This window comes from Micromonospora sp. WMMD1219 (assembly GCF_049315215.1).
Classification (GTDB): Bacteria; Actinomycetota; Actinomycetes; order Mycobacteriales; family Micromonosporaceae; genus Micromonospora; species Micromonospora tulbaghiae.
Map to the genome: position 1 here is coordinate 3,909,321 of NZ_CP186057.1, position 12,130 is coordinate 3,921,450.

The 12,130-nt window shown below is 73.0% G+C and carries 11 protein-coding genes; 9 read left to right on the forward strand and 2 right to left on the reverse strand.

Annotated features, from left to right (window positions below):
• Window positions 1–309 precede the first annotated feature (309 nt).
• From fabG to ACN27C_RS18850, 4 genes are read left to right on the forward strand one after another with little or no spacing between them, the layout of a single operon-like run.
• Window positions 310–1,014: a beta-ketoacyl-ACP reductase gene (gene fabG / locus ACN27C_RS18835; protein ID WP_120568989.1), complete on the forward strand. Its 705-nt coding sequence runs from the start codon at window positions 310–312 to the stop codon at window positions 1,012–1,014.
• A gap of 23 nt (window positions 1,015–1,037) precedes the next feature.
• Window positions 1,038–1,805, forward strand: a complete 768-nt coding sequence (fabI, locus tag ACN27C_RS18840; protein ID WP_120568990.1) for an enoyl-ACP reductase FabI — start codon at window positions 1,038–1,040, stop codon at window positions 1,803–1,805.
• Window positions 1,806–1,862: 57 nt separating this feature from the next.
• Complete coding sequence (locus ACN27C_RS18845) at window positions 1,863–2,894, forward strand: ferrochelatase (protein ID WP_422747077.1); 1,032 nt, start codon at window positions 1,863–1,865, stop codon at window positions 2,892–2,894.
• Entirely contained in the window at window positions 2,843–3,706 is an 864-nt protein-coding gene (locus ACN27C_RS18850) for an HAD-IIA family hydrolase (protein WP_422751645.1), read from the forward strand. The genes ACN27C_RS18845 and ACN27C_RS18850 overlap by 52 nt, the downstream gene beginning before the upstream one ends.
• 32 nt (window positions 3,707–3,738) lie before the next feature.
• On the opposite strand, the gene ACN27C_RS18855 is transcribed toward ACN27C_RS18850, so the two are convergent.
• On the reverse strand, window positions 3,739–4,533 hold the full coding sequence (locus ACN27C_RS18855; RefSeq protein ID WP_121685435.1) for a hypothetical protein: 795 nt from the start codon (window positions 4,531–4,533) through the stop codon (window positions 3,739–3,741).
• A 161-nt stretch (window positions 4,534–4,694) separates the two neighbouring features.
• Here ACN27C_RS18855 and ACN27C_RS18860 point away from each other — a divergent pair, with 161 nt between their 5' ends.
• A complete protein-coding gene (locus tag ACN27C_RS18860) occupies window positions 4,695–5,507 on the forward strand; it encodes a DUF3097 domain-containing protein (RefSeq protein ID WP_350816455.1) in 813 nt (270 codons plus the stop codon).
• A gap of 406 nt (window positions 5,508–5,913) precedes the next feature.
• On the opposite strand, the gene ACN27C_RS18865 is transcribed toward ACN27C_RS18860, so the two are convergent.
• Window positions 5,914–7,224: a serine hydrolase domain-containing protein gene (locus ACN27C_RS18865; protein ID WP_422747080.1), complete on the reverse strand. Its 1,311-nt coding sequence runs from the start codon at window positions 7,222–7,224 to the stop codon at window positions 5,914–5,916.
• 98 nt (window positions 7,225–7,322) lie between these two features.
• On the opposite strand from ACN27C_RS18865, the gene ACN27C_RS18870 reads away from it, so the two are divergent.
• The 4 genes from ACN27C_RS18870 (at window position 7,323) to ACN27C_RS18885 (ending at window position 12,129) form a co-directional block, all read left to right on the forward strand.
• Window positions 7,323–7,796 carry an NfeD family protein gene (locus tag ACN27C_RS18870; RefSeq protein WP_120568994.1) on the forward strand — a complete coding sequence of 158 codons (474 nt, stop codon included), beginning with the start codon at window positions 7,323–7,325 and terminating at the stop codon, window positions 7,794–7,796.
• Window positions 7,797–7,801: 5 nt separating this feature from the next.
• Window positions 7,802–8,908, forward strand: a complete 1,107-nt coding sequence (locus ACN27C_RS18875; protein ID WP_121685175.1) for an SPFH domain-containing protein — start codon at window positions 7,802–7,804, stop codon at window positions 8,906–8,908.
• Between the two features lie 125 nt (window positions 8,909–9,033).
• The gene (locus tag ACN27C_RS18880) at window positions 9,034–9,837 is read left to right on the forward strand and encodes a hypothetical protein (RefSeq protein ID WP_422747083.1); all 804 of its coding nucleotides are present in this window, start codon (window positions 9,034–9,036) and stop codon (window positions 9,835–9,837) included.
• A 90-nt stretch (window positions 9,838–9,927) separates the two neighbouring features.
• Window positions 9,928–12,129: a transglycosylase domain-containing protein gene (locus ACN27C_RS18885; protein ID WP_422747085.1), complete on the forward strand. Its 2,202-nt coding sequence runs from the start codon at window positions 9,928–9,930 to the stop codon at window positions 12,127–12,129.
• Window position 12,130: the final 1 nt, after the last annotated feature.

A 12,130-nucleotide genomic window follows, 5' to 3' on the forward strand; every position in this document is an offset into this window, starting at 1 on the left:
GGGAAGCGGGTCAGCCGCGTCGACGGAGCCGTGGCTCAGCGGGGCTGACGGTGGGCCCGGCCACGACTGGGAGGATCGCTATCTCGCACAGCGATCACCTCCTGTCGGTCGGCGGGGCCCGGAACGCGGGCGCAGAGCGGCCCGCAGACCCGGTGATCGTACACCGGGGGTGCGGGTGTCGCGCACGCGGCCGACCGGTCTCGCGGACCCCGGCGGGAGCGGCCCTGTGACCTGCGCGGGTTAGCGCTTACCTGTCGGTAACCCCTAGGCTCCGACCGACCGAGAGATCACTGGAGCAGAGGGGGATCCGTGGCCCGAACCGTGCTGGTGACCGGCGGGAACCGGGGGATCGGCCTGGCCATCGCGCAGGCGTTCGCCAAGCAGGGCGACCGGGTGGCGGTGACGTACCGGAGCGGCGAAGCCCCCGAGGGCCTGTTCGGTGTGCGGTGTGACGTGACCGACGCCGAGTCGGTCGACGCCGCGTTCACCGCGATCGAGGCCGAACTCGGCCCGGTGGAGGTGCTGGTCGCCAACGCCGGCATCACCGACGACACGCTGATCATGCGGATGTCCGAGGAGCAGTTCGCCCGCGTCCTCGACACCAACCTGACCGGCTCGTTCCGGGTCGCCAAGCGGGCCTCGACGAAGATGCTCCGCGGCCGCTGGGGGCGGATGATCTTCATTTCCTCAGTGGTCGGTCTCTCCGGCGGCGCGGGTCAGGTCAACTACGCGGCCAGCAAGGCCGGCCTGGTCGGCGTGGCCCGCTCGATCACCCGCGAGCTGGGCACCCGCAACATCACCGCGAACGTGGTGGCACCCGGCTTCATCGACACCGACATGACCGCGGGCCTGCCCGAGGAGCGCAAGGCGGAGATCCGCAAGTCGATCCCGGCCGGCCGGATGGCCACCCCGGACGAGGTCGCGGGCGTCGTCACCTGGCTCGCCTCGGACGCGGCGGGATACGTCACCGGCGCCGTCATCCCGGTCGACGGCGGCCTCGGCATGGGTCACTGAGCAGAGCACGGAGGAGACACGCAATGTCCGGACTTCTCGCCGGTAAGCGGCTGCTGGTCACCGGCGTCATCACCGACGCGTCGATCGCCTTCTCGGTGGCGAAGCTCGCCCAGGAGAACGGCGCCCAGGTCGTGCTCACCGGCTACGGCCGGCTCTCCCTGGTGGAGCGGATCGCCAAGCGCCTGCCCGAGCCGGCGCCCGTGATCGAGCTGGACGTCAGCAACGAGGAACACCTGGCCGGGCTGGCCGACAAGGTACGCGAGCACGTCGACGGCCTGGACGGCGTCGTGCACTCGATCGGGTTCGCCCCGCAGAGCTGCCTCGGCGGCGGATTCCTCGACGCCCCCTGGGCGGACGTGGCGACCGCGCTCCAGGTCTCCACCTACTCGTACAAGTCCCTCGCCATGGCCGCGCTGCCGCTGATGTCCGCCGGCGGCGCGGTGGTGGGTCTCACGTTCGACGCCACCAAGGCGTGGCCGGTCTACGACTGGATGGGCGTGGCCAAGGCCGGGCTGGAGTCCGCCTCCCGCTACCTGGCGCTGCACCTGGGCAAACAGGGCATCCGCAGCAACCTCGTCGCGGCCGGCCCGCTGCGCACCATCGCCGCCAAGTCCATCCCCGGCTTCGACCAGTTCGAGGACGCCTGGACCGAGCGGGCGCCGCTGGGCTGGAGCCTGACCGACCAGGAGCCGGCCGCCCGGGCCTGCCTTGCGCTGCTGTCGGACTGGTTCCCGGCCACCACCGGCGAGATCGTCCACGTCGACGGCGGCTACCACGCCATCGGCGCCTGACACCCGGACCCGGGGTGGCCGCCGCGCCGCCCCGGGCCGCGAGGGACAATGGTCCCCATGGCGTACGACGCGTTGGTGCTGGTCTCCTTCGGCGGCCCGGAGCGGCCCGAGGACGTTCTCCCGTTCCTGCAGAACGTGACCCGGGGGCGGGGAGTGCCGCCGGACCGGCTGGCCGAGGTCGCCGAGCACTACATGCACTTCGGCGGGGTGTCGCCGATCAACCAGCAGTGCCGTGACCTGCTCGCGGCGATCCGCGAGGACTTCGCCGCCAACGGCGTCGACCTGCCGGTCTACTGGGGCAACCGCAACTGGGATCCGATGCTCGCCGACACCGTCGCGCGGATGCGCGACGACGGGATCACCCGGGCGCTGGCGTTCGTCACCAGCGCGTACGGCGGCTACTCCTCCTGCCGGCAGTACCAGGAGGACATCGCCTCGGCCCGCGCCGCGGTCGGCCCGGACGCCCCGCTGATCGAGAAGCTCCGCCAGTTCTGGGACCACCCCGGCTTCATCGAGCCGCACGTCGACGCGGTCCGGGCCGCGCTGGCCCAGCTCGACCCGGCGAAGCGGGACAGCACCCGGCTGGTCTTCACCGCGCACTCGGTCCCGATGTCCGCGGCGGCCACCGCCGGCCCGCACGGCGGCCGCTACACCGCCCAGCTCGAGGAGGTCGCCCGGCTGGTGCACGCCGCGGCCGCGCCCGATCTGGCGTACGACCTGGTCTGGCAGAGCCGGTCCGGGCCGCCGCAGGTGCCGTGGCTGGAGCCGGACGTCAACGACCACCTGGCCACGCTGCCCGAGCAGGGCGTGACGAGCGTGGTGGTCAGCCCGATCGGCTTCGTCTCCGACCACCTGGAGGTGGTGTGGGACCTGGACACCGAGGCGCTGGAGACGGCCAAGCAGCTCGGCCTGGACTTCGTCCGCGCCGGCACGCCGGGCACCGATCCGCGGTTCGTGGCGATGGTCCGCGAGCTGGTTCTGGAGCGCACCGCCCCGGACGGCGAGCGGCTGCGCCGCCGCCTCGGCGAGCTGCCCGCCTGGGACACCTGCCCGGCGTTGTGCTGCGTGCCCCCGGCCCGCCGGCCCTGAGCCCGACCCGACGACACCCTGGGGACGACACGATGCTTGACCGCAAGCCGGTGCAGAGCTGGCTCACCGACATGGACGGCGTGCTGGTGCACGAGGGGCAGCCGGTGCCCGGCGCCCCGGAGTTCGTCAAGAAGCTGCGTGCCTCCGGCAAGCCGTTCCTGGTACTGACGAACAACTCCATCTACACGCCGCGCGACCTCCAGGCCCGGCTGGCCCGGATGGGGCTGGACGTGCCGGAGGAGGCGATCTGGTCGTCCGCGCTGGCCACCGCCCAGTTCCTGGCCGACCAGCGGCCGGGCGGCACCGCGTACGTGATCGGTGAGGCCGGCCTGACCACGGCGCTGCACGCGGTGGGGTACGTGCTCAGCGACTTCGCCCCGGACTACGTGGTGCTGGGGGAGACGCGCACCTACAGCTTCGAGGCGATAACCAAGGCGATCCGGCTGATCAACGACGGCGCGCGATTCATCTGCACCAACCCGGACGCCACCGGCCCGTCGATGGAGGGCGCGCTGCCGGCGGCCGGCTCGGTGGCGGCGATGATCTCGAAGGCGACCGGCGTCGACCCGTACTTCGTCGGCAAGCCCAACCCGATGATGATGCGCTCGGCGCTGAACACCATCGACGCGCACTCCGAGTCGACCGCGATGATCGGCGACCGGATGGACACCGACATCCTGTGCGGCCTGGAGGCCGGGCTGGAGACGATCCTGGTGCTCACCGGCATCAGCAACCGGACCGAGGCGGAGCGGTACCCGTACCGGCCGTCGCGGATCGTCGACTCGGTGGCCGACCTGATCGACGAGGTCTGAGCGGGGGTCTCGTAGGGCTCCGCCGCTACGCGCTAGAGACGCAGCGGCGCGTTGCAGGCGGCCACCAGGGCCTGCCGGCACGCGGTGGTCAGCGGCCGCAGCGCCGCGTCCCGCTGCTGCGCCTCGTAGGTGTTGACGGCGCCGCCCGGCGCGCTCTCGCCGGCCAGCGCGAGCACCCGGTCCAGCACCGCCGCGCGGGCGAACAGGCGGCGGGCCCGCGGGTCGAAACCGGGCGGAAGGTCGGTCGCGCCGTCCGGGCGGCGCAGCGCGGCGAGCGCCCCGGCGAGTTCGGGCCGCCACTGCGCCACGTCCAGCCGGGTCAGCGTCGCGGTGGTCTCGGCCAGCACGGCGGCCAGTTCGGCCTCCGCCTCCGCCGCACCCGGCGTGGCGAGCGACGCCTTCGGCGCGTCCGCCGGCAGCGGGTGGACCCGCCAGAGCACCGTCTCCCAGGTCATCCCCGAGCCGGAGGTGTGCGTACGGACCTCGGGCACCAGCCCCATCCCGCTCGCCACCACCGCTTCGCCCGCCACCAGCGCCGCCCCGGCGAACGCGCCCGGACCGGGCAGGCCCCGCGGGTCGCCGGGAGCGGGCAGCACCAGACGGATGTCGTCGGGTGAGTGCTTGGCGAGGCTGGGCAGCGCCTCCCGCAGCGACACGTCGGTCCAGGTGCCGGGGGCGTCGGCGACGAGGTGCTCCTCGTCGCCGGCGACGGCGTCGGCCACCTCGTCGAACGGCACCAGGCCGGCTCGCCAGGCACGCACCCAGGCGACGAACCGGCTCGACCGGCGCGGAGCCAGTGTGGCCGCGCCCGTTGCGGGGGAGGACATGCGGAAAGGGTACGTGCTCCGCGCCGCTGCTGTCTCGGCTGCCGCTCCGGCGGCGCGACCTGGCCCCAACTACCCCCTTCGCACCGTTTCGTGCCGACGGATGGTGGCCCGGTCGGCGCGTCGCCGAGCGACACGCCGGGACGCTGGCTAGCGTCTGCGGCATGGCGGGGCGATACGACGGGGACGTGCTGGCCGGCGACTGGCGACGACGGAAGGTGACCCCCGAGGTCGACGCCGAACCCGACCTGGTGGTCGAGGACGCCGACTCCGGATTCTGCGGCGCCGTGGTCGGCTTCGACTCCGGCGCTGTGGTGCTGGAGGACCGGCACGGGCGGCGGCGCAACTTCCCGCTGCTGCCCGCCGCGTTCCTGCTCGACGGCAAGCCGGTCACGCTGCGGCGGCCCGCCCGCGCCCCGGTGCCCGCCGCACGACGGCGTACCGCGTCCGGCTCGATCGCTGTGGACGGCGTACGGGCGCAGGTCGCCAAGGCCAGCCGGATCTGGGTCGAGGGGGTGCACGACGCCGCGCTGGTCGAGCGGATCTGGGGCGACGACCTGCGCATCGAGGGCGTGGTGGTGGAACCGCTCGACGGCATCGACGCGCTCGCCGACGAGGTGCGCGCGTTCGCGCCCGGCCCGTCCCGCCGCCTCGGCGTGCTCGTCGACCACCTCGTGCCCGGCTCGAAGGAGAGCCGCATCGTGGCCCGGGTCAACTCGCCGTACGTGCTGGTCACCGGACACCCGTACGTCGACGTGTGGCAGGCGGTGCGCCCGGCGGCGCTCGGCATCCCGGCGTGGCCCGTGGTGCCTCCGGGGCAGCCCTGGAAGGAGGGCGTCTGCGCGGAGCTCGGGGTGGCCGAGCCGGCGGACATGTGGCGGCACATCCTGTCCCGGGTGGACAGCTTCGCCGACGTGGAGACGCCGCTGATCAACGCGATGGAGCGCCTGATCGACTTCGTCACCGAGCCCGGGTGAGTGGTCGCCGCCCGGTCGTGGTTGCTGTCAGGGCTGCGGTTGCGGTTGGGGTCCGGGGGCGACCGTGCCCGGCTCCGGGCGGTCAGGCTTGATCCCTGCGCCGGTCACGGTCGCCCTCGGCCCCGCCGTGCGCCGACTCCGCCCGCCCCCGGTCCCGTACCCGCCTGGGTCTCCCTTCCGTCTCCCGTCCCCGCGCCCCTCGCCTGGTTGATCAAGGAGTTCGCGGGCGTGCTGGAGATCAACGCCGACACAAACTCCTTGATCACCGGGCCGAGCGGTGCGGGGGTGCGTCGATCATGGAGTTGTGGTCCCGGCGGATCGGGCGTATTGGGGCGAAATGGGGGCCACAAGTGCAAGATCGGCGGGGGCGGGGGCGGGGGCGGGGGCGGGGGCGCCGGGGAGGGCGTCAGGGGAGTTCGTCGGGGGTGCGGGTCAGGACGAAGGTGGCTATGTCCAGGGCTACGGGGGTGCCGGAAGTGTCTCGGATGACGGTGAGGATCTCGCCGTCCTGGGAGCCGGAGCGGCCCCGCCACCGGTCCGGTCCCTCGGGGGTGAACCGGAGCAGCGGCCTGCCCACCTGACCGCCGACCAGGTCCCCGGCGGCGTCGACGCGGAACTCGTACTCGCCGCCCATCCACCACCAGCGGCCGGTCAGCGCGGCCACGTCGGCGGCGGGCGGGTCGGCCGGGCGCCACGGGGCGGGCGCGGCCGGTTCGGCGTCCAGCACCAGCGTGAGTGCCTCCCGGCCGAGCGCGCCGATGTGGTGGCCGCGCAGCCCGTACGAGTTGGCGAAGTTGACCACCGCGGTGCGGGTGGGCCGGTGCACGGCCAGGCCGGCGACGTACCCGGGCATGGAGCCGCCGTGCCCGACGTACACCCGGTCGCCGACCCGGTAGAGCTCCACGCCGAGGCCGTGCCCGCCGCTCCACGAGTCCAGGTCGTTGATCACCATGGGGGCGCACATCTCGGTGAGTGTCGCGGGGGAGAGCAGTGCCGGGTCCGGGTCGGCCAGGAACGCCGCCCAGCGGCCCAGGTCCTCGACCGTCGACCAGAGCTGCCCGGCCGGGGCCATCGCGCCGGTGTCGGTACGCGGCTCCTCCCGCAGCGTCTCGTGCCAGGGGTGGACGACGTAGCCGGTGGCGTACGGCTCGGTGGGGTGGTACGTGGTGCGGCGCATGCCGAGCGGCGCCAGCAGCCGCTCGGTCAGCAACTGCGCCCACGGCGTGCCGGTGATCCGTTCCAGCACGCCGCCGAGCAGCCCGTACGCCAGGTTCGAGTAGTGGTAGACGAAGTGCGGCGGGTGGGCGATCTTGTCCGGCGTCAGTCCGGCCAGCAGCGTGTCCAGGTCCGTGCCCCCGGCGCGCTCCCACCACTCGCCGTCCGGCTCGCGTTGCAGGCCGCTGACGTGGCCGAGCAGCCGGCGCACGGTGACCGAGCCGACCGGGGTGCCGGGCAGGTGCGCGTCGAGCGGGTCGTCCAGCGCGAGCCGGCCGGCGTCGCGCTGCTGCATCACCAGCACCGCGGTCATGGTCTTGGTGATCGAGCCGACCCGGTACTGCAGGTCGCCGTCCGGGCGGGGCGTCTCACCGGCGACCGCCAGGTGCGCCAGCCAGCCGTCGCGGACCACGCCGAGCGCGAGCGAGGGGCCTCGTCCTTCGGCCTGGGCCCGGGTGACCAGCAGGTCCACCTGACGCGCGGTCTCGGGCAGCAGGGACATGTCGTCCTCCTCGTCGGCCGGGGGTGCGGTACGCCGTGCCGAGCCTAGCGATCATGACAGTTCGATGACACGTGCGTTGACGTGTCAGGATTGTTCTCGTGGACGCCGTCTTCTGGATCGTTCTGGGTGTGGTATTAGCGGTCGCCGAGATCTTCACGACGACGCTCTTCCTGATCATGTTCGGGGTCGGGGCGTTCGCCGCTGCCGGCGCCGCGGCGCTCGGTGCGCCGGTGGCGCTCCAGGCGGTGATCTTCGCGGTGGTGTCGGCGCTGTCGGTGGCGGTGGTCCGTCCGGTGGTCCGGCGGCACGCCCGGCCGGCGCTGGAGACCGGGGAGCAGCCGTTCGGGGTCGAGGCGCTGGAGGGGGCCACCGCTGTGGTCCTGGAGCCGGTCGACGCCGACCGGGGCATGGTCAAGATCGATGGTGAGCTGTGGACGGCCCGCTCGTACGACGCGACGCGCACGTACGCCGAGGGTGAGCGGGTGCAGGTGATCAAGGTCCGGGGCGCTACCGCCCTGGTATGGCAGGACGACATTTCCACCCCGGGCGAGCTGCCCGAAGCGAAAAGGTGAACGGTATGGAGTTTCTTGCGATCCTGATGATCGCGGTGGCGTTGATCGGTGTGGTGACGCTGTTCAAGGCGGTACGGATCGTGCCGCAGCAGCGTCAGGACGTGGTGGAGCGGCTCGGCCGGTACAAGCGCACGCTGAACCCGGGCCTCAACCTGCTGGTGCCGTTCGTCGACGCGGTGCGTACCAAGGTCGACATGCGCGAGCAGGTGGTCAGCTTCCCGCCCCAGCCGGTGATCACCTCCGACAACCTGGTCGTCTCGATCGACACGGTTCTCTACTTCAAGGTGGTCGACTCGGTTCGCGCCACCTACGAGATCTCCAACTTCCTCCAGGCCATCGAGCAGCTCACCGTCACCACGCTGCGTAACGTGATCGGCTCGCTGGACCTGGAGCGCGCGCTGACCAGCCGCGAGGAGATCAACCGGCACCTGTCCGGCGTGCTGGACGAGACCACCGGCCGCTGGGGCATCAAGGTGACCCGGGTCGAGATCAAGGCGATCGAGCCGCCGCCGAGCATCCGCGACTCGATGGAGAAGCAGATGCGCGCCGAGCGGGACCGCCGCGCCGCGATCCTCAACGCCGAGGGGCACAAGCAGTCGCAGATCCTCACCGCCGAGGGTGAGAAGCAGGCCGCGGTGCTGCGCGCCGACGGTGACCGGCAGGCCCGGATCCTCCAGGCGGAGGGTCAGGCCAAGGCGATCCGTACCGTCTTCGACGCGATCCACACCGCCAACCCGAGCCAGAAGGTGCTGGCCTACCAGTACCTCCAGGCGCTGCCGCAGATCGCCAACGGCACTGCGAACAAGGTCTGGATCGTCCCGACCGAGCTGACCAAGGCCCTGGAGGGCATGGGTGGCGCGCTGGGCGGTCTGGCCAACATGGTCGGCGACCAGCCGTCGCCGGAGGCCGCCAAGAGCGCCGGCGAGGTCGAGCGGGAGGCCGCCGAGGCCGCCGAGGCCGCGGCCATCGCCGCCCAGGAGATCCACGACGAGGTACGCGTGGCCGAGGCGCAGGCCACCGGCGGCAACAACCCGAAGGGTCTGCCCGCGCCGGAGCCGGTGTCGCCGGCGAGCCTGGTGAACGACCCGGCGGACCAGCGCGAGCGGGGCTGACCGGCAAATCCGAGAATCCCTCATACGGCGCTCCGGCGGCTGCCACCATCGGTCTTGAGGACGGGTGGTGAGCAGGGCCGGAGCGCCGTTGCGCGTCCCGGGCCACGGCGCGAACGAGGTGAGGCATGAAGGACCCGGCGAACCGGCTGTTCTCCCGTACCCCGGTCCCCGGCGCGCACGACCCCGCCGGACCGATCGGCTCCCGGCGTACCGGAGGGGGCTTCGGGGTCCTGCCGTTCGTCTCCGAACCCGGCCCCGGGGCGCCGGCCACCGACGCGACCTGGGCCTGGTCGATCCGCCGGTTCGCCCGCGCGGCGGTCTGGCTGCTGCCGGCGTACGCGGTCCTCTACGGCCTGGTGGCGATGGCCAGCGACGGCGGGGTGGGCAACGACCCGTACCCGGCCGACGGCCGGGCGCTCTACCTGGTCGGCTGGGTCGCAGCGGTGTGGCTCGGCCTGCTCGCCCTGCTCGCGCTCACCGGGCTGCTCGCCGCCACCCGCTGCCGCCGCGTCGCGCTGGCCGGGCTGCTCGCGAGCATCGGCGGGATGGTGCTGATGCTGCCGTTCGCCGGGCTGGCCGAGCAGACACCGGTGTTCGGCGTGACCGCGCGCGGCATCGTGCTGTTCGGCGCCACCCTCTACAGCGCGGGCTGGTTCCTGACCGGCTGGTCGGTCGCCCGGTCCGGGATGTTCTCCTACGGCGACGGGACCATGCTGATGATCGCCGCCCCGCTGCTCGGGCTGGGCGGCGCGCTGATCGGCTCGCTCCAGACGTTCGGTGCGATCTTCGTGCTGGTCGCCGGCATCGGCATCGGCTACCGCAGCGGCCGCCTGGTGCCCGAGACGATCGCCCGGGACGCCGCGGCGGCCAGCGTCGCCGCCGCGCCGGTGCCGCCCGCGTCACCGAAGGGACCACTCGGGGCGGGCTGACCGTTTCTCGGCTGGGCGGTCGCCGTGAAGTAACTGACAGTTGCCTGGCGAGGTGGCCGGTAGGCGGCTTTCGTGGCAATCCTTGCGTCCATGCCGTCTCCCAGGTCGCCGCTGTCGCGGCTGTTCACCGTGCTGCTGGCCGGCCTGCTCGCCGGGCTCGTCCTCGCGGTCGCCGCGCTTCCCGGCGGACTGCTCGGCGGGTTCGCCGCCCGGGCGGCGCTCGGCGCGTACGCGGACCTGCCCGACGCGCTGCGCACCCCGGTGCAGCCGCAGCGTTCCTACCTCTACGCCAACGACGGCAAGACGCTGATCACCACGTTCTACGACGTGAACCGCACCGACGTGTCGCTGGACGAGATCGCCCCGGTGATGCGGCAGGCGATCATCGCGGCCGAGGACCGGCGGTTCTACTCGCACGGCGGCGCGGACCTGCGCGGCATCGCCCGGGCGCTGGTGGCGAACGTCAAGGGCGGCGGCACCGAGCAGGGCGGCTCCACGCTGACCATGCAGTACGTCCGCAACGTGCTCAAGACCGACCCGAACCGCACCCCGGAGGAGCGGCAGGCCGCCACCGAGCAGACAGTCGGGCGCAAGCTCCAGGAGATCCGGTACGCCAACGCGCTGGAGCAGTCGCTGTCCAAGGACGAGATCCTCAACCGCTACCTCAACATCGCGTACTTCGGCTCCGGAGCGTACGGCGTCGCCGCCGCGAGCCAGCGCTACTTCGGCAAGGCGCCGGCCGACCTGACGCTGGGCGAGGCGTCGCTGCTCGCCGGCCTGGTCCAGTCGCCCGACGCGTACAGCCCGATCGACGGCGACAAGGACCAGGCGCTGACCCGCCGGGGGTACGTGCTCGACGCCATGGCCGAGACCGGCGCGATCACCGCGCAGCAGGCCGCCGCCGCGAAGGCCGAGCCGCTGAAGCTGCGCCCGACCGCCCAGCCCAACGGCTGCACCGCCACCGCCCAGGGCCACGACGACTGGGGCTTCTTCTGCGACTACCTGCGCCGCTGGTGGGTCACCCAGCCGGCCTTCGGCAGCACCCCCGAGGAGCGCGAGCAGGCGCTGCGCCGGGGCGGCTACCGCGTCGTCACCACGCTGGACCCGAAGATCCAGGAGACCGCGCAGGAGCAGGCCACCAAGGTCTACGGGTACGGCAACAAGCGGGCGCTGCCGATCGCGGCCGTCGAGCCCGGCACCGGCCGGGTCCTCGCGATGGCGGTGAACCGGCACTACAGCCTCGACGCCAACCCGGACGGGCAGGCCAACCACCCGAACACGGTCAACCCGCTGATCTCCGGCGGCGCCAGCGTCGACGGCTACCAGGCCGGCTCGACGTTCAAGATGTTCACCATGCTGGCCGCGCTGGAGGCCGGCAAGCCGCTGGCCACCGGCTTCGACGCCCCGAGCCGGCTGCCCACCCGGTACGCCTCGGACGACGAGGGCAACTGCGACGGCACGTGGTGCCCGGCGAACGCCAACCCGCAGTGGATGGACGGCTACCGGATGATGTGGGACGGCTTCGGCCGGTCCGTCAACACGTACTTCGTCTGGCTGGCCGAGCAGGTCGGCGAGGACAAGGTGGTGGAGATGGCCCAGCGTCTCGGCATCACCTTCCGGGCCGACTCCGACGCCGCGTTCGCCCGCGACAACGCCGCGAACTGGGGCGCGTTCACGCTCGGTGTGGCCGCCACGACCCCGCTGGACCTGGCGAACGCGTACGCCACGGTGGCCGCCGAGGGCACGTACTGCACGCCGCTGCCGGTGGTCTCGGTCACCGCGCCCGACGGCGACGCCGTCGACGTGGCGCAGCCGTCCTGCAAGCGGGTGCTCGAACCGGACGTGGCCCGCGCCGCCACCGACGCGGCCCGGTGCCCGGTCGGCCAGCAGTCCGCGTTCGGGCAGTGCAACGGCGGCACCGCCACCGCCGTCGACTCGATCGTCGGCCGCCCGGTGGCCGGCAAGACCGGCAGCTCGGAGCGCAACGCCACCGAGACGTTCGTCGGGTACACCCCGCAGGTCGCGGTGGCCGGCATTGCCGCCAACCCGGACGACGTCACCGACCTGGTCGGCTCCGCAGTGCAGGCGAAGGTAATCGACGCGGTGGCCCGGACCATTAGGACCGCCCTCACCGGCAAGCCGGTGGCCGGCTTCACCGCGCCGAGCCGGGCGCTGGTCGGCGACCCGCAGCGCCCGCAGCCGCCCCGCCGGACCGAGCCGGACCGACGCGAGCAGCGCGAGGACCGCGAGCTGCCCTCCGACGTGCTCCGCTGGCTGCGCGAGCGGGGCTGAG